Below are 21,529 nucleotides of genomic sequence, written 5' to 3'. Positions count from 1 at the left end.
TCTCATAATCCTCTTAGTGCGTGCCTTCGTAGGCTTCTTCACCTTCGCCCAGGGTGTCCCGGTCGAGATATTTACCTTCGCTTTCCGGCCCTTCTTTCCACTCCAGATACGAGCGGTAGAAGAAGGCGACCGAATGGATGAAGACCATCGCGGCAAAGGCAATCAGCAAAATCTTGAACAGGAAGTAGGCGTTGAACCCGTTGGGGCTGAACCCGATTGTCTCAAGGTTCCAGCGCAACGCGCGTGATTTCAGCACCAACTTGTCCAGCGCGTCGCTGGCCGATGGTTTTGGCACGATCAGGTGTCGCCACAGGAAGTACCATCCATACATCCATGTCAGGACCGCCATTGGCATCATAAAGATCAGGCTTCCCACCATGTCGATGACGCGTTTGGTGCGGAATTTAACCGCGGAATAGATCAGATCGACGCGGACATGCCCGCCTTGCACAAACGTGTACGTGGCACACATACAGACGACCAAGGCATTGTAAAACTTCAACTCTTCCGCCCACCAGCTGATGTCGAACTGCACCGGGATACCGAAGCCTAATACGATATCGGGGCGGGTAAAGACGCGTTGAATGAAGACAATGACGATTTGCTGCAGCACCATCAGCAGGCCCGCCCACGCAAAGAAGCGACCCACGGTGTTGGCAAACCCTTCCATCACCCGCACGCAGCCCCACATGAAGGCGTTTTTCCACATGCCGATGCCGGTCAGGATCAGGATGAAAGTAAAGATGACAAAGAAAAATTCGACCGAGCCGCCGTAATAGACAAAGCGCATGATCGCTTCTTTGTCTGACCAGTCGAGCCAGCTTGCCGGATGGGTGATGGCGTAGCCGAAATTGTAAAAGGCCAATCCAATATTCTGGAAAAACCAGACGATTGCGTCCAGCATGGTCCTTCAATGCCCCCTCTTGCAGGCCCTTCTGGCCCTTCGTCCCTGGTGCGGGCCCCGATGACCGGGACCCGCGAAGTTCAAGCGTTATCCGGAGATCAACCCAGAACGCGGTCGCGTTGGTTACGGTAGGCGCTGATCGAGTTGGTCAACCAACCCGAGGACGCTTTCATGGAGCCTACGTAATCGTCGTAGATTTCCTTGAAGAGCTCATCGCCGAGGAACTCGTCATAGACTTTCTGGCTCGCGGCACCCATGGCATCCCAGACGCTTTCCGGGAATTCCAGAACGTTCACACCACCGGCCTTGAGACGCTCAAGTGCGGCACCGTTGTTCATCAGGAACTGGCTCAGATTCCATACGTTCGCATGACCCGCCGCAATCTCGATCGTGGCTTGCTGCGAAGGTGTCAGGCTGTCGAACACTTCGCGGTTTGTCGCAACCGACAGACCCGCGGAAGGCTCGTGGAAGCCCGCAGTGTAGTAGAACTTGGTGATTTCCTGGAAACCGGCTTTCTCATCCGCCCAGGGGCCGATCCACTCGGTTCCGTCAATCGCGCCAGACGCCAGCGCCTGATACACTTCCGCACCCGGCAGGTTCTGAACCGATGCACCCATGTGACCCAGAGCTTTACCGCCCAGACCCGGCATACGGAACTTCAGGCCGTTGAAATCTTCGGGACCTTTGATTTCCTTGGCGAACCAACCGCCCGCCTGAGTACCGGTGTTACCGGCCAGGAAGGATTTCAGGCCAAAAATTTCGCCCAGCTTGTCATGCATGGCCATACCGTTGCCATGGTAGTACCAGTTGTTGAGTTCCGTCGCGGTCATGCCGAATGGCACGCCTGTGAAGAACGCGTAACCGGGATGCTGGCTGACGAAATAGTAGTCCGCCGCGTGATACATGTCTGCCTGACCCGCTGTTACGGCATCAAACACCTCGAACGCGCCCACAAGTTCGCCCGCCGCTTTCACGTCGATGGTCAGCGAACCGTCGGACATGGCGTTGACGTTGTCGGCCACACGCTGTGCGGCGTCAAAAACACCGGCAAGGCCACGGCCCCAGCTGGTCACCATGGTCAAGGTGCGTTTGCCCTGTGCGTATGCCGGTGCGGCCAGCGTCGTTGCTGCCGCGGCGGTGCCGCCAAGAGCCGAATTTTTTAGAAAAGAACGACGATCCATGTGGTAATTCCTCCCAGTAGTTGAAAGCGCGACGTGGCCGAAGCGACATCGCGCGGATCGTTGCAAGTGTGCGTAACCTAACGAGAGGTTAAGGCGTTTGGAATACCGAGTACTGCGTAGAAACGGCGCTGATGTTCCCTACTATTCGATCAATTTCCTTGGTTTTCGGCCTTTTCCAACGACTCACTCTGGGAATCGCACCTGATTCGACGTAACGATTCGGTATGCGTTCCCTGCGTGATACCCTGTGGCAGAACTACGGCCAAAAGCTCTTTCTGACCGCCACGCTGCCGCTCATTGTTGCGGCAGTGGTGATCTCGGTTTTGGTCACATTGCAGTCGCGCAACCTGGCCGAACGTGAGATCCGCAATCTTGAACAACAATTGATCGCCGCCAAAAAAGCCGAGTTGAAAAACTATCTCTCGATTGCACGCACGGCCTTCATCAATATCTACGGCCGGGCCGCCCCGGATGATGCGCAGGCCAAGCTGCAGATCACGCAAATCCTCTCCGGCATGCTTTATGGACAGGACGGATATTTCTTTGTCTATGACTATGACGGCAACACCCTGGTCAGCCCGCGACAGACGGATCTGATTGGCAGCAACTGGACGGGCCTGACGGATCGCAATGGTGTGTCGATCACCGACCGCCTGATCGAACTGGCCCGCTCGGGGGGCGGCTATCACAGCTATGATCAAATGAAACCCAGCACCGGCGAAACGGCTCAGATCGTCACCTATGTCATTGGCTTGCAGGATTGGAAATGGGCCGTGGGCACCGGCGTTTTTATTGATGATGTCGTCTCAAAGGTTGCGGCGTCACGGGCGGAGGTCGAAACCCGTATCCGTCGCAACTTCCTTTATATCGGGGCGATCACCCTTGCCACGGTCTTGCTGGTCTTTGGATCCGGCTTGTTCATCACCATCCGCGAACGACGGCTGGCCGATGCCAAGCTCAAAAAGCTCACCCAACGGGTATTTGACGCGCAGGAAGAAGAACGGGGTCGCGTGGCGCGCGAATTGCATGACGGGATCAGCCAGATCCTTGTGGGCGTTCGCTACGCACTTGATACGGCGCGGCGCAGGCTAAGCGCCGGCGACATGCGCGCCTCGGACACGCTTGATAGCGGCATTGAGCATCTGGCGGGTGCCATTCAGGAAGTGCGCCGCATCAGCCGTGATTTGCGCCCGGGCGTTCTGGATGATCTGGGTCTGGGACCCGCGTTGAAGGCACTGACCGAGGATTTCGGCAAACGAACCGGGATCGAGACGCAGTTTGACACAGTGGTCTTCCGCAACCGGCTGGATGATGATGCCAAGATTGCCCTTTACCGCGTGGCGCAGGAAGCACTGACAAATGTGGAGCGGCATTCCGGCGCCAGCAAGTTGAGCATTGATGTGCGCGGCCACGCCAAGGGGGCAACGATGCGGATCGCTGATAATGGCATGGGGCTCGATCACACCCAGACCAACAGCACACCATCCTCCGGACTGGGACTGCGCAACATGCAAGAGCGCATGGAACAACTGGATGGCAATCTGCGCGTGCTCTCCAGCAAAACCGGCACGGTCATCGAGGCCACGGTGCCGCTCTCGCACATGCTGCCGCCCGAGACCGCCAAAACCCCCGACAAAAAGGCCAGTGCATGAGCGTTTCACAATCTGCCCCTCCTCCGGCCCGCATCGTGATTGTCGACGATCACCCGATGGTCGCCGCGGGCATTCAGTCCATTCTAGAAAGCTATGATGACCTGCAGGTGATTGCCACGCTCAGCGACGGTCAGCAGGTCATTGATCAGGTTGAAACGCTGAACCCGGATGTCATCCTGATGGATTTGAACATGCCCGGGATCGGTGGGCTGACTGCCACGGAAATCCTGCTCGAACGTCGCCCGGATACGCGCATTCTGATCATGTCGATGCATGACAGCCCCGAATATATCTCCTCGGCGCTCAGCCATGGTGCCATGGGCTATGTGCTCAAGGACGTACCAACCGATGACATCAAGCACGCGATTGACGCGGTCATGGCGGGCCAACGCTATCTATGTACGGGCGCGCAAGGGTCTCTGGAGCCAACCGACGGCACAGAACGCGAGCAACTCACCAACCGAGAGCAAACGATTTTGCTGCAGCTTGCACAGGGCAAATCCAACAAGGAGGTTGCCCAGGATCTTGATATTTCCGTCCGCACGGTTGAGACCCACCGCAAGAACATCAAGCGAAAACTCGGGATCAGTTCCACTGCGGGCCTGACGCGCTACGCCATGGAACACGGCGTCTTGCAGGGCACCGGTGTGCAGATTTAAGCGATCCCGCCAGGAGATGCCGAGCGTCGCCGATCACGTCCACCCCCTAAATTTGGCCAAATCCCTCATCCGCAAGTCGCGTTGATCACCCCTTGCAGGGCATTACAAATACACAAGTCCGACGCAACTTTGAGTTGTTAAAGGGCTTGCGTAGCGGTTATGCATGACGTCCAAGGCAAGCCGGGTCATCCGCGACCCCCGGCGTCGTAGCGTGGAGGGACAATCATTAAACTCATTGGGGATAAACCCGTGGCACAGCTCTGTCTTGCCCTGCTGCTCTGGATCAGCGCGCCCTTCTCTCTTCCGACAAAGGCGTCGGCAGAGGACATCTCCGTATGGGTTTATCACAACTTCCCGCCTTTTGTCGTCGATGCCGAAGCCGGTGGCGGTATCAGCTTTGAGCTGGCCGACTTGCTGACCGAAATGTCCGACGGGCAATTTCAGTTCAATGTCGAAATCTTGCCCCGGCAACGGCTGAACCACCGCCTAGCGGCGGGCGTGCCCGGAATTGTTTTTTGGGGAAACCCCGCCTGGTTCGGAGATTCCGACCAAATCAAATACCTGTGGACCGGACCGATCCTGAACGACAAGAACGTTGTGATCTCACCCATTGACCAACCGTTTGACTATGATGGGCCTCGATCACTTCTGGACATGACCATCGTCGGCGTGCGCGGGCACAGCTATCCGGGCGTGGATGGGTTGGTCGAGAATGGGTCGGTCGAACGCTATGATGTGAGCTCCGAGGGGCCATTGGTCCGTTTCGTTGCCAGCGGACGGGGGCATGTCGCCATTGTGGCAAACTCAGCGGCCCAGTATTTTGCGCAAGGCTCGGAACTGAGCAATGCCCTCTATTTTTCCAAAAACCCCCATTCGACCTATCAGCGCTACATCATGGTTCAGCCACAGCTCGATACCCTGCACGTTTTTGTGGCGGATGCGGTGCTGCGCATAAAGGGGTCCGAAATCTGGGGCGGGATTGTTGAACAATATGGGTTCAATGCAGATCTGCTGCCCTGACCTTTCGCCTTTTCGCATGCTTGTCTCAATGTCCAACACCGCGGTTCGTAGACTTGTAGAAACCGGCGCAGGGCCACGATCACAGGCCGCCGGAAACCGACCTGCTATAGTTGACGGAATTGCGCCTCTTGCCGGGCATTCCAGCGGATGTTGAGGGCAAATCCGGTTTCGGTTTGCTCTTCGCCTTCCACCAATCCGCGTTCAAAAAGCCACGCCCGTTTGCGCCCGTCACCGAACCCGAGTGACACCACGGCCTCAACCACATCGCCCGACAGCGCATCGGTAATACCGGCGACAAGCGTGTCCATGCCCTCGCCGGTGATGGCCGACAGGGCCAGCACGTCCTGCATCCGTGCGGCCTGGGTCAGAACCGTGTCGCGTGCATCGCCGCGCAGCCGATCAATCTTGTTCCAGACCTCGATTTGCGGAGTTTCCTTGGCCACCCCCAAACTTTCCATGATGGCGCGCACGTCTTCGGCCTGCTCATCGGTTTCAGGATGCGATATGTCACGTACATGCACCACCAGATCGGCGGCCAGCACCTCTTCCAGCGTGGCCCGAAAGGCCGCAACCAGTTCGGTGGGCAGGTCGCTGATGAAACCCACCGTGTCTGACAGGATGATCTCAGGCCCGTTTTCGGGCAGTTCAATCCGCCGCATGGTTGGATCAAGCGTGGCGAAAAGCATGTCCTTGGCCATCACCTTGGCCCCGGTCACCCGGTTAAAAAGCGTCGACTTGCCGGCATTCGTGTAGCCCACAAGCGCCACAATCGGGAACGGCACCTTGGCGCGCGACGCGCGGTGCAACGTGCGGGTTTTGACCACCTTTTCCAATTGCCGACGCAGGCGCACCAGCTGATCATCAATCGCGCGCCGGTCCGCCTCGATCTGGGTTTCACCGGGGCCGCCCACAAAACCCAAGCCGCCGCGTTGCCGCTCCAGGTGGGTCCAGGCCCGCACCAATCGCGTCCGCTGATAGCTCAGCGCGGCCATCTCAACCTGCAGCACCCCTTCGCGTGTCGCCGCCCGGTCACTGAAAATTTCGAGGATCAGCCCGGTGCGATCCAAAAGCTTCAGCCCCCAGGCCTTTTCCAGATTGCGCTGTTGCACCGGCGTGACAGGACCATCGATTAGAACGAGCTCAACATGTTCGGCCTCAAAGAGCGCGCCCAACTCTTCGATTTTTCCCTTGCCGAACAGCATACCGGGATGAGCCTTGGCAAGGCGCACGACACTGTCGCCAACCACATCAAGTTCCGGCAAGGCATGGGCCAGCGATACCGCTTCCTCCAGCGCAAGCGCCGGTTCACGGTTCGATTGGGTTGTTTTGATGTCAGGATGCAGAACCCAGGCTCGGGTCGCCTCCCGCGCGGTCTCGGTCAAGAGGCGTCTTCACCATCATACAGGTTCACCGGCTGCGACGGCATAATGGTCGACACGGCGTGCTTGTAGACAAGCTGCGATTGACCATCCCGGCGCAGCAGGATGCAGAAATTGTCAAACCAGGTGATCACACCCTGCAGTTTGACGCCATTGATCAGGAATACGGTGACCGGAATCTTGGTCTTTCGTACCTGATTCAGAAATGCATCTTGCAAATTTTGTCTGTCAGCAGCCATTTGTCTTCAAAGCCTTTGTTCTTGCGCGTACCGCGGATCGGCGTTTTTTTGTCCCGTCGAACGAGTATGTAATGCCGTGCCTCAGGTTTCCACCCTAAAATTCATCTTCTGCCGGGCGATGCAAGGGGAACCGTATCAATCGCGCCACAGACCGGGGTTGAAAAGTGCAATGATGGCCAGTGTTTCCAGACGTCCAACCACCATGGCCGCCGATAGAACAACCTTGGCGGCATCGCTCATCTGCAAGAGGTCAATCGGCGTTTCCGCGGCAACTTGCGTTAGCGGTCCGGTGGTAGAAATCGTGGCGATTGCCAGCACGATGGCTTCCTCAAAATCGCTGCCCAGGGCCGCCAATGAGACCGCCACAAGCGCCAGAGAGAGGGCAAAAAGCATAAAGAAAATCCACGCGACAAAGGCGCCTTTCCGGCGGATACGGCGCCCACCCGCGCTGGCGCGTCCTACCGAAGACGGATGCACAAGGCGTTCCATTTCGCGGCGCCCGTTGAGGTAGAGCGCATAGACCCGCAGGAGTTTCACACCGCCCGCCGTTGTGGCCACACCGCCGCCCACCAGTGAAAGCCCCAATAAAATAAGGCCCGGCGTTCCAAGGCCCGACCAGCGTTGGGAAACATCCCAATCCGCACTTTCAAATCCGGTGGTCGACAGGAAAGACAGGACGGTAAACACACCGCCCCATAATGCCCGGAGACCCATTTCAACATCGAACACCTGTTCGACATCGAACGCCCCCAACCAGTGGCGGCCAAAGAGCAAGAGTGGCACGCCGAGTACCAGCAAAACGCCGATGCGGAATTCGGGATCATTATGCAGCCCCGGCCGGGCAACGGTGATGGTGTCGGACGAAAAGGTCAGGCGCGATAATGCGAAGAGCAGGAAGAGAAAAATCACCATCTCTCCGGTGATGCCGGAACTGCCGTTTTGCACCCCGCCGATGGGCGATATTCCGCTCGTCGCAAGCGTCGACATGGCATGGATCAGCGCAACCATCGGGCGATCACCGCCGATCAGCAGCAAAAGCCACAACGCACCGGTCAGGCCCACGTAAATCGGACCCAGTTGAAGCGTAATCTGATGAATTCGTTTGGCAGAATCCGCCCGCTCGAAACGGGTCACGACGGTCTCTCCCTGCCCCGGTTCGGCTGAGGCCGTCACCTCGAACCCGCCCAGGTTGAGAGGGGCAAGTATCGCATAAGCGCTGATCCAGATCAAAAATCCACCGGCCCATCCCACCATGCCGCGCCACAGGTGCAACGTATCGCCAAGCCGCGCGGGATCGTTGAAAAGCGTGGCCCCGGTGGTGGTGATGCTGGACACCATTTCTGTGTAGGAATTGAGGTAGCTGGTCGTCTCCAACCCTTCGTAAAACGGCACGGCCAGAAACAGCGGCAAGGCCGAGAATGCCAGAAAAAGCGACAGCAGGTTCTGTAGGTTTCCTTCGCCTACGCCTGCGCCGCTGCGGTCACGTCCCGACATGGCCAGCCCGACCGTCATCACCAAGGCAAACCCCAGAATGCCGGAGTAGGCAAAGCTGCGCGACATGGAGTGATCTTCGGCCAGAAGCGCGTGCAACGCGGGAATGAACATCGCCAGCGATGATGCCCCGGTCAGGACGAGGATCAGCGGGAATGTCAGTAGCCGGGCGATCATGGGCTAGAAAAAATCGATTGAGACCTGAAGCAGTTGTTCCACCATGGGCACATCGGGCGCCAAGGCAAACAGAACGATCACATCCCCTGCTTCGATTTTCAGACTGCCTGTGGGCTTGTGGATCTGTCCGTCTTTCATCACGCCGCCTACCAACACGCCCTCGGAGAAGTCGATGTCGCGGATCGCCGTGCCCGCGATGTTGGAGGTCGACATCACTTCGGCTTCGATCACCTCGGCCTCGGCATCACCAATCGAATAGACGCCTCGCACGCGCCCGTGGCGGATGTGACGCAAAATCGAGCTGACGGTGGTGGCGCGCGGGTTGATATGCGCGTCGATCCCAAGCGGCCCCATCAGCGGCACCAGCGTCGGATCGTTGATCAGCGAGATGGCAAAGGGACACCCTTCGGCCTTGGCGCGCACGGCGGCCAGCATGTTGACCTTGTCGTCATCGGTCACGGCCAGAACCGCGTCGGCGCGCGAAATGCCCGCCTCGTTCAGCAAGGATGCCTCAAGTCCGTCCCCGTGCAGCACAATCGTGCGTTCCAGCGCGTCGGCGGCCAGTTCGGCACATTTTCGGCTGTGTTCGATCATCTTGACCCGCACACCGCCGCCGCGTTCTTCCAGCGCCCGCGCCACGGCAAGGCCGATGTTACCGCCGCCCACAATGACCAGACGCTCTTGTTTGGTCTGCGATTTTCCGAACACTTCGAGCGTGCGGGGAATGTCTTCGACCGGCGCGAAGACATAGCATTCGTCACCAACGAACAACTGATCACCGGCTTCGGGCGCAAACAGGCGTCCTTCACGCCGGACCGCCAGCACCACCACCCGCAGGGTCGAAAAAAGGTCGCTGAGCTGCCGCAGGGGCGTGTTGACCACCGGGCAATCATCTTCGATCCGCAAGCCCATCAACTGCGCTTTGCCATCCAGAAACGTATCCGTATCAAACGCCGCAGGCGCCGCCAGACGTTGCAGCGCGGCCTGAGCGACCTCGCGCTCGGGGCTGATCACCACGTCGATGGGCATGTGATCGCGCCGGTAGAGATCGGAATAGATCGCATCGAGGTAGGATTGGCTGCGCAACCGGGCCACTTTCCGCGATATGGCAAAAACCGAATGCGCCACCTGACAGGTGACCATGTTCACCTCGTCCGAATAGGTCGCGGCGATAATCATGTCCGCGTCGCGCGCGCCCGCCCGATCCAGAATATCCGGGTAAGAGGCGAAACCAGTGATGCCCTGCACATCCAGCGTGTCCGTCGCACGGCGCACCAGATCGGGGTTGTTGTCCACCACCGTAACATCGTTGTTTTCGCCAGACAGATGGCGGGCGATTTGCCAGCCCACCTGACCAGCACCGCAGATGATGACCTTCATACGTCTTGCCTCATCCTCTCTGAAGGTGTTGCATGACAGAAGGGCAATGGCGGGTCAATTGCTTTGTCCCGACGGCACGTGTTAAAATTAACTAGTGATGGCGGGTAAGCACATGAAACATTGTACAAAAATCATTCTCGCGGCGGCGCTTCTGGTGGCTGCCTGCGCGCCCATGCAGATCTACTACAAAGAGGGTGAAACCGTCGCGCGGATGGATCGCGATGAAACGGCCTGTGAAATCACGGCCCTGCGGCAGGTACCGGCGGATATTCGAACGCGTTACATCCCGCCCACCTACACGCCGTATCAATATTGCTCAGGCACCGGCCATTGCTATTGGCGCCAGCGCATCACCTCGCCGGGGCGCTACGAAAAATACGATGCCAATCTGGGTTTGCGCACCAAGGTGACATCGCAATGCATGGCAGATCGGGGATATCAACTGACCCGGATCAAAACCTGCGATACCGCCACAACACGCGCAACACGGTTGCAGGCAACGCAGGTTTTGCCGCCCATCAATGACGAATCCTGTGCGGTGCGGCTCAAATCAGGCCGCTGGCAGATCATCACCCCAAGCGACAGTTAGCGCCCGGCAGCGTCGGTTAGGCCTATCCGTCGACCGGTTCCGCCTCTTCTGCTTCGTTCATGTGGGCGACACGGTTGCCCGCCTTGGCACTTGTCACCACGCCCAGTGATTTCAACTTGCGGTGCAGCGCGCTGCGCTCCATGCCGACAAATTCTGCCGTGCGGCTGATATTGCCCCCAAACCGGTTGATCTGCGTCAGCAGGTATTCGCGTTCAAACGCCTCGCGCGCCTCACGCAGCGGCAAGGTGGCGATAGAGCCTGACAGCACCACGCGCCCCTCTTCGGGGGATGCATCACTTTCGCCTGGCAACTCGCGGGTTTCAATCTCGTCGCTGTCATCGCCGAGGATCAGCACCCGTTCGATCACATTGCGCAGCTGCCGCACATTTCCCGGCCAGGACATGGTTTGCAGCAACGCGCTGGCTTCGGAACTCAGGGCGCGCAGTGGCAAGCCTTGAGTCTGGTTGAAGGTTTCGATGAAATAGGCGGCCAGTTGCGGGATATCCTCCCGGCGTTCTTCCAATGAGGGCACCGCGATCGGCACCACATTCAGGCGATGATAAAGCTCACGCCGGAACCTGTCCGCAGCGATTTCAGCTTCCAGATCACGGTGGGTGGATGAGATAACCCTCAGATCTACCTCAATTTTTTCCGATCCGCCGACGCGCATGAAAGTCTGATCAACCAGCACCCGCAGGATTTTGGATTGCGTGCCGGGCGGCATATCGGCCACCTCATCGAAGTAGATCACACCGCCATTGGCCTCTTCCAGCAGGCCCGGCTCAACGCCCCGGTCCTCTCCTTCTCGCCCAAAGAGCACCTCTTCCATCCGGTCCGATTCAATCGACGCGCAGCCAACCGTCACAAACGGACCCTCCGCGCGGCTCGAATTGGCATGAATGTACCGCGCGGCCAGTTCCTTGCCGCTGCCCGCGGGGCCGGTCAGCATCACGCGGCCGTTTGATTTGGTCACCTTGTCGAGCTGGCTGATCAATGTGCGGAACGCCGAACTGTCGCCCAGCATTTCTGCGGGGGCCGTATCGCGGCGCTTCAACTCGGTATTTTCACGGCGCAGGCGGCTTGTTTCCATTCCGCGCCGGATCACCACCATCAACTGGTCGATGTTGAAGGGTTTTTCGATGAAATCGTAAGCGCCCTGTTTGATCGCAGCTACGGCAATTTCGATGTTGCCATGGCCCGAAATGATCACCACCGGCACCTCCGGATAGTCGCGTTTAACCGCCTTGAGGATGTCGATGCCATCCATGTTGCTGTCCTTGAGCCAGATATCGAGGATCAGCAGCGCCGGCTGGCTGTCGGCGATGGCATTCATCGCATCGTCGGAATTACCCGCCAGTCGCGTGCCATAGCCTTCGTCTTCCAAAATATCCGCAATCAGTTCGCGAATATCGCGTTCGTCATCGACAATCAGAATATCACTCATCTTATCCTCACATCGCCTGTTGTTCTTGGTTTTGGGGTTCAACCGCCTGCAAAAGCGGCAAATGAATAACGGCCATCGCACCGGGTCGGGCGCCGGGGGCAAAGGCCTCCGCATCGTCCAACTCTAACGTTCCGTCATGCTCTTCGATAATTTTCTTCACAATCGGCAGGCCCAGACCTGTGCCTTTCTCGCGCGTCGTCACGTAAGGTTCGAACAACCGGCTGCGGTCCTCGGGCAGCCCAATACCATTGTCCGAAATGCGCAGCACAGCCTGATCGCCCTCAACCCCGCTGGTAATGCGGATCGTCGGCACATGCCCTTCTGCACCTCGTTTTTCGTGAAGGGTTTCAATGGCTTCTCCGGCGTTCTTAATCAGGTTTGTCAGCGCCTGACTGATCATGGTCGCATCCACCTCAGCCCATAACGCGTCATCGGTGAATTCGGTCTCAAACCGCACATCCGGCTGGCCCGTTTCCTGCAGCAGGGCGGCCTCCTTGATCAGCTGGTTGAGGCTTTCTTCCTTGGTCACCGGCTCGGGCATCCGCGCGAATTTCGAAAACTCATCCACAATGCGGCGCAGGTCATTGGTCTGGCGCACGACTACGTCCGTCAACTGCTCCAGATTGCGGGCGCTTTCGCCCTCCAGCTCCTTGGAAAACTTCCGCTTGATCTGTTCGGCAGACAATTGGATCGGCGTCAGCGGATTCTTGATCTCATGGGCGATCCGCCGGGCCACATCGCCCCAGGCCGCCATGCGTTGTGCGGCCACCAAATCGGTCACATCGTCAAACGCCACCACATAACCTTCACGCTTGCCCTCTTCACTCTGGCGTTTGGACATGCGCACCAACAGGTTTTCCTGACGCTTGCCGCGCGATACTTTGATCTCTTCCTGAACAAACCCGGTGGCACTGCCACGCAAGCGCTCGAAAAGCGCGCCAAACTCAGGCACCGCGACACTCAACGCCAGGGTTTGCTGATCTTCATGCCAGTCCAGCAGGCGTTCCGCCGCGCGGTTCACGAAGGTGACGCGCCCCTTGGCGTCCAATCCCACAACACCGGACGACACAGATCCCAGCACGGAATCAAACAGCCGACGACGTCGCTCAATCTGCTGCGTATTGGCCAAAAGCGTGTCGCGCTGACCTTTGAGCTGGCGGGTCATCTGGTTGAAATAGGTGCCCAACATGGCGATCTCGTCATCGCCTTCTTCTTCACGAACCTGCGTTTCCAGATCCCCTTCACCCACGCGCTGCGCCGCCAGGGTCAACCGGCCCACCGGGCGCGACAACCGTTCAGCGAAGAGCATGCCCAACCACACGGCCGCCAGTATCAGGATCAGCGCAAAACCCAGATAAACAAGGCCAAACTCAAACAGAACCCGGCCACGCTCGCTTTCGCGCTGTTTGTAAAACCGTGCGGTTTCCTGGGTCTCGTCCAGAAGATTCAGAATGTCGCCATCCACGTTCCGGCTGACATAGAGCAGCCGGTCCGGAATGCTGGTCAGCGGGATCAACGCCCGAAATTCGTTGTTGTCCCAGTCCTGAATGATCACCACGCCCTCTTCAAGCGCGGCTGTAATTTGCGCCTGCGTCGGTTGTTCGTAGTCAAATAAGTATGAGCGTTCCCCGCGGGACCGCAGCTCACCGGTGCCATCGATCACAAACGCCTCGCGCAAACCCCGCTGAATTTTTTGCTGGCCTTCCGACAGCACCCTGCGGATGTCGCCATCATCCATGAAAACCATCGCGCGTTTGGTAGCGTTAATGAACGACGCCAAGACCTGCGCATCGGTGATCAGATCGCGACGATGCTCCTCTTCATAGGCTTGTGCGGCGGCCACGGAACTGTCGACAACCCGGCCGACGCGATCCGAAAACCATGCCTCCAGCCCCATATTCAGGCTGAGCGTTGCAAAGACGGCCACCGTGATCGTGGGCAAGAGCGCCATGATCGCAAACACCCATGTGAGCCGCAGGTGCAGCCGGGATCCCGCCGAGCGTTTGCGGCGGTCCGCGACCATCCGGGCCACCCGCTGCAACACCAGTGCCGCAACGATGATCACGTAAACCAGATCGGCCAACAGAACGATGCGCAGGACATTCGACGACGCGCCCCGATCAAGGGGGCCCATGATCAGAAACGTCACCAGCGCCAGGACCGGCCCCAGGACAACCAGGCCGAAGGTTGCAACATTCCGCAACCGCTGAAGCCGACGTAACCGGCTCAGGCTTTCCCAGGTTATCCTGCGTGTCCGCGTTGCCACGGGCTTGCCTCATCAGGTTGAGGTGCTTGTGCTACACCCTGCTACATATTGTGGCCACGCGGACAGATGCCCCTCAATAGCCACAGCTCTGTTGCAGTTTTACATCAATTTGCGGCGGCGTGTCACGCGAATATCAAGCTCGGTGATCTTCTTACGCAGGGTATTTCGGTTGATCCCCAACAAATCGGCACACTTAGCCTGATTTCCGCCCGTGGCATCCAGTGCAATTTCAATCAGTGGGAGTTCGATTTCACGCAAAATGCGCCCGTAAAGACCCGCAGGCGGAAGCATTTCACCGTGCAAATCGAAATAGCGTTGCAGTTGCCGCCCAACCGATTCCGACAGGCTTTCATTTTCGGTCTGGTTCAAAAGTGGATGTGCTTCTGGCTGTGTGCTCAGCATCGCTTCGACTTCCGGGCGCGAAATTTCATTGCCCTGAGCAGTCAAAGCAATCCGGCGCACGGCATTCTCCAACTGGCGGACATTGCCTGGCCAGATGTAGCTGCGCATCAATTCCAACGCCTCATCGGTCATGGCGCGCGCGCCCATGCCATCGCGCTCTGCCCGACCCAAGAAATGCGCGACGAGCAGCGGGATGTCATCCACCCGATCACAAAGCGCCGGCACATCGATCACCGCGCCGCCGAGCCGGTAATAGAGGTCTTCGCGCAGGCCCGCCGCCTGCATGGCCGCCGATCCCTTGATTTGCGTCGTGGCCATGAAGCGCGGCACATCATCGCCGGGCGCGTCCATCATGCGCACCACCCTGCCCTGTGCTTCGCTGTCCAGATCGGCAATCTCCTCCAGCACGATCGAACCGCCCCGGGCCCGTGACATCAGCTTGGTTGGCCCTTCGAGATCAACCAGATCACTGGGCGTGGCGGTCACAATGGGCATGGCACGCCGGTCGCTGAAATCATGGATCGTGTGCGCAATCAGGCTTTTGCCTGTCCCGGAATCGCCGCTGATCAAAACCGGCAAATCCGTGTTCATCACCCGCGCCACAACCCGGTACAGTGTTTGCATCGCCGGGGTTCGGCCAATCAACGGCAGATCTTCCGGTTGTTCGGATGCTGGTGCCGGGGCCCGTAGAGCACGTTTGTTGACATCCAGCGCCCGGGCCGTGCGTTTCATCAGATCGGGCAGATCAAAGGGCTTGGGCAGATAATCATAGGCATCCGCCTCATTGGCCTTGATCGCCGTCATAATCGTGTTTTGCGCCGAGATCACGATGACCGGTAATCCGGGGCGATCCAAGGCGATTTTGGGTAGCATTTCCAGCCCGTTGCCATCGGGCATGACCACATCGCTGATCACGACATCGCCTTTGCCCTCCGCGACCCATCGCATCAACGTGGTCAGGCTTGAGGTCGCATGCACCTTGCACCCTGCCCGCGTCAGCGCTTGTGTCAAAACCGTTCGGATCGTCCGATCATCATCCGCCACCAATACCGTGCCGTCCATCAGCTTTCCTCTCTGTTATCTGCATCCGCGCGCGGCAGGGAGATGCGAAAAACGGTTCGCCCCGGTGCCGAATTCACGGAAATCCATCCGCCAAGGTCCGAAATGATCTTGGCCGCCAACGCCAACCCCAGTCCGGTGCCGTTTTCACGACCTGACACAAAGGGTTCGAATACTTCGTCGGCGATTTCTTCGGGCAATCCCGGCCCGTCATCTTCGATCTCAATCTGCAAGGGCAGCGACCGCCCGCCGCCATCCTCCCGCCGCACGCGCAACGATTGCTCATAGTAGCTGCGCAGGGTGATTTGGCCGCCCGTATCACTGGCCGCTTCAGCGGCATTTTTCAGCAGGTTTAACACCACCTGAAGCAATTGATCCGGATCAGCCAATGCCAGCGGCAGCGACGGGTCGTAGCGCTCGTTCACGGTCATGTGGGCGGCAAACCCCACGATGGCCGACCGGCGCGCGCGATCCAGAACATCATGCACATTGACAGCTTGCACCTCCGGAGCGCTGACATTGCCGAACTGTTCCACCTGATCCAAAAGCGCCACGATCCGGCGACTTTCGCTGACAATCAGATCGGTAAGCTCCAAATCTTCAGCCTTGAGGCCCATCGACAGGAGCTGCGCCGCCCCGGTGATGCCCGCAAGCGGGTTTTTGATCTCGTGCGCCAGCATTTCCGCCATGCCGATGGCCGACCGTGCCGCAGATTTCACCGAATGGTTTTGCGTCATCCGACCCGCTAGTTCGCGTGGCGAAATCAACAGCAGCATCGTGCCCGCCCCGCCTGCAAGGGGTGCGATCTGCAGGTTACATTGCATGGGTGCGCGATCCCCCGTACCCACATCCACATCATTGACAAAGAGCGGCGCGTCATGTTCGCGCGCCCGCTGCAACGCATCTTCAAGCGGTGCATCCACCGCCAACCTGTCCCACACCGGAACGCCCAGAACCGACTTGGCCGAGGACATTAGAAAGCTTTCTGCGGCCGGATTGATCCGGGCAATCCGGTCCTCAGAGTCCAACATCAAGGCCGGCACGGGCAGGGAAATCCAAATTGCGTCTTCCGTGCCGCTCATGCCGCAACCCTCGCACGGTCCATGACCGCTTCGGGGATCAGACGCAGTACTTCGTCCGGGTCCCGGCAGGTCAGAATGCGTTTGCGCATGTCTGGTCCGGTGCCAACATCGTCCAGATACCAGCCCAAATGCTTGCGCCCGACGCGGTTGCCCAAGCTGCTACCGTAAAAGGACAACATATCGCTGTAATGCGTCGCAATCAGCTCCGCCAGAGATGATCCGGTGGGGATCTCGGGGGCCGGTCCTGCGCCCAACGCATGTGTTACTTCGGCCAACCGCCACGGACGTCCTTGCGCCCCGCGTCCGATCATCACGCCATCAGCGCCGGATCTTCGCAACGCATCGCGCGCCGTCTGTGCATCAGTGATATCGCCATTGGCGATCACGGGGATATCAACGGCGTCCTTGATCGCCCGGATGGCCGCCCAATTCGCACGACCCTTGTAAAACTGGCACCGGGTCCGCCCGTGAATTGTAATCATCTGGATACCCGATGCTTCGGCGCGCTGCGCCAGTTCGGGCGCATTCAACGTCGCGTCATCCCAGCCCAGGCGGGTTTTGAGCGTGACTGGTACTGACACGGCCTGAACCACCGCGTCGATGAGCGTCAGCGCGTGATCCAGGTCTTTCATCAACGCCGAACCGCTTGCGCCTGATCCGCTGGCGCTGGTGACCTTCTTGGCCGGGCAGCCCATATTGATGTCAATCACCTGCGCGCCGTTGGCTTCCACCATTTTTGCCGCTTCGGCCATCCAATGCGCTTCGCGCCCGGCCAGTTGAACGGCGGTGTTTGCCACGCCATACCCCAGCTCCGCCCGATCGCGCACGCCCGGTTTGGCCTGCACCATTTCCTGGCTTGCAACCATCTCACTCACCACCAGACCGGCGCCAAACCGCGACACAAGTGTGCGAAACGGCAGGTCAGTGATTCCCGCAAGCGGGGCCAGCAGAACCGCAGGCTGGTCCGGATTTGAAGTGAAGGGCAACGCCAAATGCCTAATCCTTGTGCAACCCCTTTTGTCTATGCAAACACCCCATGTTCTTCAATGTTTCAACAAGAAAACCAACGTTGATGATGGCTTTTGCCCATTTTTTAGGCAAATTTGCCAGCCATTGCGCTTGCCCGCCCCTCAGCTTAATCAAAGAGCATGAAAACTGCCGCCATCATCGTTGCTGCCGGGCGTGGCACCCGCGCCGGGGGTGATCAGCCCAAACAATGGCAGGCCTTGGCCGGGCGACGGGTGATAGATTGGACGGTAGACGCCTTTCTGGCCGTGCCCGAAATTGACCGAATCGTCGTGGTGCTGCACCCGGATGAAACCACCTTGTTTGAGGCCTCTGACACCATCGCCATCGCAACAGGTGGGGTGACGCGCGCAGCCTCGGTGCGAAACGGGCTGGAAGCGTTGGACGGTTCAAATGTCAGCCATGTTCTGATCCATGACGCGGCGCGCGCGTGCATCCGCCCGGCGTTTATCTCTGGGCTGGTTCAGACGCTTGCCCAGGACCCTCAGACAGCCCTCGCACCGGCCCTAGCGGTCACCGATGCGCTGTGGCGCGGGCATGACGGTGTTGTCGACGGCACTCAGGATCGCGACGCTCTCTTCCGGGCTCAAACGCCACAGGCCTTTCCCCGGGCGGATATCCTTGCGGCCCACCGTGCTCATGACGGCGACGCTGCGGATGATGTGGCTGTGGCCCGCGCCGCCGGGATCACCGTTGCCATTGCTCAGGGCGATGAGGATAATCTGAAAATCACCAGCCCGGGAGATTTCGCCCGGGCCGAAAAAATACTGCGAGGTCAGATGGATATTCGAACAGGCACCGGCTTTGATGTGCATCGATTTGGTCCTGGAGACCATGTTGTTCTCTGCGGTGTGACAGTTCCCCACGACCGCGGTTTACAGGGCCATTCTGATGCGGATGTCGGGATGCACGCCCTGACGGATGCGCTGTATGGCGCGATGGCCGAGGGCGACATTGGTCGCCACTTTCCCCCGTCCGATCCGCAATGGAAGGGCGCGGCAAGCGATATCTTTCTGCGTCATGCTGTCGAGTTGGCCCGAGAAAAGGGCTTCGAGATCAGCAATATGGATGTCACGCTGATCTGCGAATTCCCCAAAATCGGGCCTCATGCCGATGCCATGCGCAACGCATTGGCTGGCATCACAGGCGTCGCGGTCGACCGGGTCTCGGTCAAGGCCACCACCTCAGAACGATTGGGCTTTACCGGCCGGTCCGAGGGGATTGCCGCTCAGGCCATTGCCACGTTGGTCGGCCGATGAACCGCTTTTCACATATCATCGCAACCTTCGTCTATGTGGGCCATCTGCGACCCGCGCCGGGCACATGGGGGTCATTGGCGGCGCTGCCTGCTGGCTGGCTTCTGCATGTATTTGGCGGGCCGTTTTTGCTCTGCATCGGCATTGCGGCATCATTTGCATTAGGTTGGTGGGCTACGATGCTGGAAACAAAGGGAAAAGATGATCACGATCCTTCCGAAATCGTGATTGACGAAGTTGCAGGCCAGTGGATCGCCATATTGCCGCTGTCCTTTGGCGCGGCGCATGTGAATGCCGATATCCTCAGCCTCTGGCCCGGTTGGCTATGCGCCTTTGCGCTTTTCCGTCTGTTTGACATCCTCAAGCCCGGCCCGGTGGGATGGGCGGACCGGCGCAATGACGCATTGGGTGTGATGTTGGATGACGTGATCGCCGGTGTTTTTGCGGCCATCGGTGTGGCGCTTCTGGCGGGCGCGTCGCATGGGATTTTGGCCATATGACCGCGGCTGATCTGCTGCAAAAGGCGCGCGACAAGGGCCTGCGCTTTGCCACCGCCGAAAGCTGTACCGGCGGCATGGTCAGTGCGGCACTCACCGCCACTCCGGGCTCTTCCGACGTGTTGGAATGCGGGTTCGTGACCTATTCAAACCGCGCAAAAGTGCAAATGCTGGGCGTTGACCCCGACACGCTAAAGGCGTTTGGCGCTGTGTCCGAAGAGGTCGCCGGCGAAATGGCCCGCGGCGCGCAGGCACGCGCCGACGTGGATGTTGCCGTGTCGATCACGGGCATTGCAGGTCCCGGTGGATCGGAGTTCAAACCCGAAGGGCGTGTGTGTTTTGGCCTGGCCACGCGCGATGGCCTCGCTGTTCATACCCGCGAATTTGGGGCCATCGGTCGTGAGAATGTCCGCCGCGCCAGCCTCGACGTCGCCCTGACCTTGCTGGACGAAGCCTCAGACAAACTGTGAAGTAAATTTAGGCAATATCGCAAATTCCCGCCTATAATTTCACCTTTTTAAAAATTTGCCCGCTTCAAGGCCCCTATTTTGCGCCGATATCTTTTTTGTGCCTGCAAATTCCGCTTTGAAACGGCGCAAACGTCCAAAAATTAGTCAAAAAGGAAACGAAATGAACGGAGCGGACACCGCGTGGATTATCGTGGCCACGGCGCTTGTACTCTTTATGACATTGCCGGGTTTGGCCTTGTTTTATGGGGGTCTCGTGCGGGCACGCAATGTGCTGAGCGTCTTTATGCAATGCTATGCCATTGCCTGTTTAATGAGCGTTTTGTGGTTCGCCTTTGGCTATTCCATCGCCTTTGGCGACGGCGGGGCCTATTGGGGCGGGCTGGGTAAAGCGTTTCTGACCGGCATCACCGTTGATACGTTGTCGGGCACCCTGCCCGAGGTTCTGTTCTTCGCCTTCCAGATGACGTTCGCCATCATCACCCCCGCACTGATCGTGGGTGCTTATGTCGAACGCATCGGCTTTGGCTTTGTCCTGCTCTTTTCCGGGCTCTGGATGCTCCTGTGTTACGCGCCCGTCACCCATTGGATCTGGGGCGGTGGGTTCCTGTCAGACGGCGGGATTTTCGGCGAAACCGGCGTGCGCGATTTCGCCGGTGGCATCGTGGTGCATGAAACCGCGGGTCTGGCGGCGATTGTGATCGCGCTCTGCCTCGGGCCACGCAAGAACCGGACCACGCCGCCGCACAATCCGGGCATCGTGATGATAGGTGCGGCCATGCTCTGGGTCGGTTGGTTTGGCTTCAACGGCGGCTCACAACTGGCCGCAGATGGCGGTGCTGCAATGGCCCTGACGGTCACGCATATCTCTGCCGCGACAGCATCGCTGACTTGGGCGCTGTGGGAGCGGATCAAGTTTGGCCGCGCCTCATTGGTGGGCATGGTTACAGGCACCATCGCGGGCCTTGCCTCTATCACCCCGGCCAGCGGGTTTGTTGGCCCTGTTGAGGCGCTGATCATTGGGGCGGTCGCGGGTATTCTCTGTCAGGAAGCTGTGGTTCTGATCCGCGAAAAGCTCAATATCGACGACACGCTCGATGTTTTTGCAGTGCACGGTGTGGGCGGGATTTTCGGCACAATCATGATCGCCGCCTTCGGGGCCGGATCATGGGCGGCACAGCTTGGATCATTGGCCATCGTGGGGGTCTTCACGCTGGTGGTAACCTTCGTTTTGGTCAAATTGGTGGGTCTGATCACGCCATTGCGCGTCGATCTTGAAACCGAAACCAACGGGCTGGACCTGCAGGTGCATGGCGAGCGGGCCTATGACATGACCAGCTAAGCCTTTGTAAAATTGAA

Annotated in this window: 19 protein-coding genes; 8 read left to right on the top strand and 11 right to left on the bottom strand. The window is 58.8% G+C overall.

The window, feature by feature from the left end; all coding sequences use genetic code 11:
* Nucleotides 1–13: 13 nt before the first annotated feature.
* Both ACZ1HJ_RS14095 and ACZ1HJ_RS14090 read right to left on the bottom strand, forming a co-directional pair.
* Nucleotides 14–904 carry a TRAP transporter small permease subunit gene (locus tag ACZ1HJ_RS14095; RefSeq protein ID WP_472719288.1) on the bottom strand — a complete coding sequence of 297 codons (891 nt, stop codon included), beginning with the start codon at nucleotides 902–904 and terminating at the stop codon, nucleotides 14–16.
* 98 nt (nucleotides 905–1,002) lie between these two features.
* Complete coding sequence (locus tag ACZ1HJ_RS14090) at nucleotides 1,003–2,085, bottom strand: TRAP transporter substrate-binding protein (protein ID WP_472719287.1); 1,083 nt, start codon at nucleotides 2,083–2,085, stop codon at nucleotides 1,003–1,005.
* Nucleotides 2,086–2,309: 224 nt separating this feature from the next.
* Here ACZ1HJ_RS14090 and ACZ1HJ_RS14085 point away from each other — a divergent pair, with 224 nt between their 5' ends.
* The 3 genes from ACZ1HJ_RS14085 to ACZ1HJ_RS14075 all read left to right on the top strand — a co-directional run bounded on the left by ACZ1HJ_RS14085 (nucleotide 2,310) and on the right by ACZ1HJ_RS14075 (nucleotide 5,416).
* Entirely contained in the window at nucleotides 2,310–3,737 is a 1,428-nt protein-coding gene (locus ACZ1HJ_RS14085; protein ID WP_472719286.1) for a cache domain-containing protein, read from the top strand.
* Nucleotides 3,734–4,396: a response regulator transcription factor gene (locus ACZ1HJ_RS14080; protein ID WP_472719285.1), complete on the top strand. Its 663-nt coding sequence runs from the start codon at nucleotides 3,734–3,736 to the stop codon at nucleotides 4,394–4,396. The genes ACZ1HJ_RS14085 and ACZ1HJ_RS14080 overlap by 4 nt, the downstream gene beginning before the upstream one ends.
* Before the next feature lie 249 nt (nucleotides 4,397–4,645).
* A complete protein-coding gene (locus tag ACZ1HJ_RS14075; RefSeq protein ID WP_472719284.1) occupies nucleotides 4,646–5,416 on the top strand; it encodes a hypothetical protein in 771 nt (256 codons plus the stop codon).
* A 104-nt stretch (nucleotides 5,417–5,520) separates the two neighbouring features.
* Here ACZ1HJ_RS14075 and hflX read toward each other — a convergent pair whose 3' ends face one another.
* From hflX to trkA, 4 genes are all read right to left on the bottom strand, one after another.
* Entirely contained in the window at nucleotides 5,521–6,798 is a 1,278-nt protein-coding gene (gene hflX, locus ACZ1HJ_RS14070; protein ID WP_472719283.1) for a GTPase HflX, read from the bottom strand.
* On the bottom strand, nucleotides 6,795–7,034 hold the full coding sequence (gene hfq, locus ACZ1HJ_RS14065; RefSeq protein WP_085800088.1) for an RNA chaperone Hfq: 240 nt from the start codon (nucleotides 7,032–7,034) through the stop codon (nucleotides 6,795–6,797). Before hfq ends, hflX begins: the two co-directional genes overlap by 4 nt.
* Before the next feature lie 135 nt (nucleotides 7,035–7,169).
* Entirely contained in the window at nucleotides 7,170–8,702 is a 1,533-nt protein-coding gene (locus tag ACZ1HJ_RS14060) for a TrkH family potassium uptake protein (RefSeq protein WP_472719282.1), read from the bottom strand.
* Nucleotides 8,703–8,705: 3 nt separating this feature from the next.
* Complete coding sequence (gene trkA, locus ACZ1HJ_RS14055) at nucleotides 8,706–10,082, bottom strand: Trk system potassium transporter TrkA (protein WP_472719281.1); 1,377 nt, start codon at nucleotides 10,080–10,082, stop codon at nucleotides 8,706–8,708.
* A 112-nt stretch (nucleotides 10,083–10,194) separates the two neighbouring features.
* On the opposite strand from trkA, the gene ACZ1HJ_RS14050 reads away from it, so the two are divergent.
* Complete coding sequence (locus ACZ1HJ_RS14050) at nucleotides 10,195–10,671, top strand: hypothetical protein (protein WP_472719280.1); 477 nt, start codon at nucleotides 10,195–10,197, stop codon at nucleotides 10,669–10,671.
* 22 nt (nucleotides 10,672–10,693) lie between these two features.
* Here ACZ1HJ_RS14050 and ntrX read toward each other — a convergent pair whose 3' ends face one another.
* The 5 genes from ntrX to dusB all read right to left on the bottom strand — a co-directional run bounded on the left by ntrX (nucleotide 10,694) and on the right by dusB (nucleotide 17,916).
* Entirely contained in the window at nucleotides 10,694–12,115 is a 1,422-nt protein-coding gene (gene ntrX / locus ACZ1HJ_RS14045) for a nitrogen assimilation response regulator NtrX (RefSeq protein ID WP_472719279.1), read from the bottom strand.
* Between the two features lie 7 nt (nucleotides 12,116–12,122).
* Nucleotides 12,123–14,381, bottom strand: coding sequence for a sensor histidine kinase NtrY-like (locus tag ACZ1HJ_RS14040; protein ID WP_472719278.1), 2,259 nt, complete (start codon nucleotides 14,379–14,381; stop codon nucleotides 12,123–12,125).
* A 99-nt stretch (nucleotides 14,382–14,480) separates the two neighbouring features.
* On the bottom strand, nucleotides 14,481–15,845 hold the full coding sequence (locus ACZ1HJ_RS14035) for a response regulator (RefSeq protein WP_472719277.1): 1,365 nt from the start codon (nucleotides 15,843–15,845) through the stop codon (nucleotides 14,481–14,483).
* On the bottom strand, nucleotides 15,845–16,924 hold the full coding sequence (locus ACZ1HJ_RS14030) for a two-component system sensor histidine kinase NtrB (protein WP_472719276.1): 1,080 nt from the start codon (nucleotides 16,922–16,924) through the stop codon (nucleotides 15,845–15,847). Before ACZ1HJ_RS14030 ends, ACZ1HJ_RS14035 begins: the two co-directional genes overlap by 1 nt.
* A complete protein-coding gene (gene dusB / locus ACZ1HJ_RS14025) occupies nucleotides 16,921–17,916 on the bottom strand; it encodes a tRNA dihydrouridine synthase DusB (RefSeq protein WP_472719275.1) in 996 nt (331 codons plus the stop codon). Before dusB ends, ACZ1HJ_RS14030 begins: the two co-directional genes overlap by 4 nt.
* Nucleotides 17,917–18,072: 156 nt before the next feature.
* On the opposite strand from dusB, the gene ACZ1HJ_RS14020 reads away from it, so the two are divergent.
* From ACZ1HJ_RS14020 to ACZ1HJ_RS14005, 4 genes are all read left to right on the top strand, one after another.
* Nucleotides 18,073–19,209: a bifunctional 2-C-methyl-D-erythritol 4-phosphate cytidylyltransferase/2-C-methyl-D-erythritol 2,4-cyclodiphosphate synthase gene (locus ACZ1HJ_RS14020; protein WP_472719274.1), complete on the top strand. Its 1,137-nt coding sequence runs from the start codon at nucleotides 18,073–18,075 to the stop codon at nucleotides 19,207–19,209.
* On the top strand, nucleotides 19,206–19,706 hold the full coding sequence (locus tag ACZ1HJ_RS14015; RefSeq protein ID WP_472719273.1) for a phosphatidylglycerophosphatase A family protein: 501 nt from the start codon (nucleotides 19,206–19,208) through the stop codon (nucleotides 19,704–19,706). The genes ACZ1HJ_RS14020 and ACZ1HJ_RS14015 overlap by 4 nt, the downstream gene beginning before the upstream one ends.
* A complete protein-coding gene (locus ACZ1HJ_RS14010; RefSeq protein ID WP_472719272.1) occupies nucleotides 19,703–20,173 on the top strand; it encodes a CinA family protein in 471 nt (156 codons plus the stop codon). The genes ACZ1HJ_RS14015 and ACZ1HJ_RS14010 overlap by 4 nt, the downstream gene beginning before the upstream one ends.
* 160 nt (nucleotides 20,174–20,333) lie before the next feature.
* Nucleotides 20,334–21,512 carry an ammonium transporter gene (locus ACZ1HJ_RS14005; RefSeq protein ID WP_472719271.1) on the top strand — a complete coding sequence of 393 codons (1,179 nt, stop codon included), beginning with the start codon at nucleotides 20,334–20,336 and terminating at the stop codon, nucleotides 21,510–21,512.
* Nucleotides 21,513–21,529: the final 17 nt, after the last annotated feature.

This window comes from Roseovarius sp. JB2-10, from assembly GCF_055693585.1.
The sequence above is the reverse complement of the archived record's forward strand: the minus strand, read 5'-3'. Positions and strand labels throughout refer to the sequence as shown.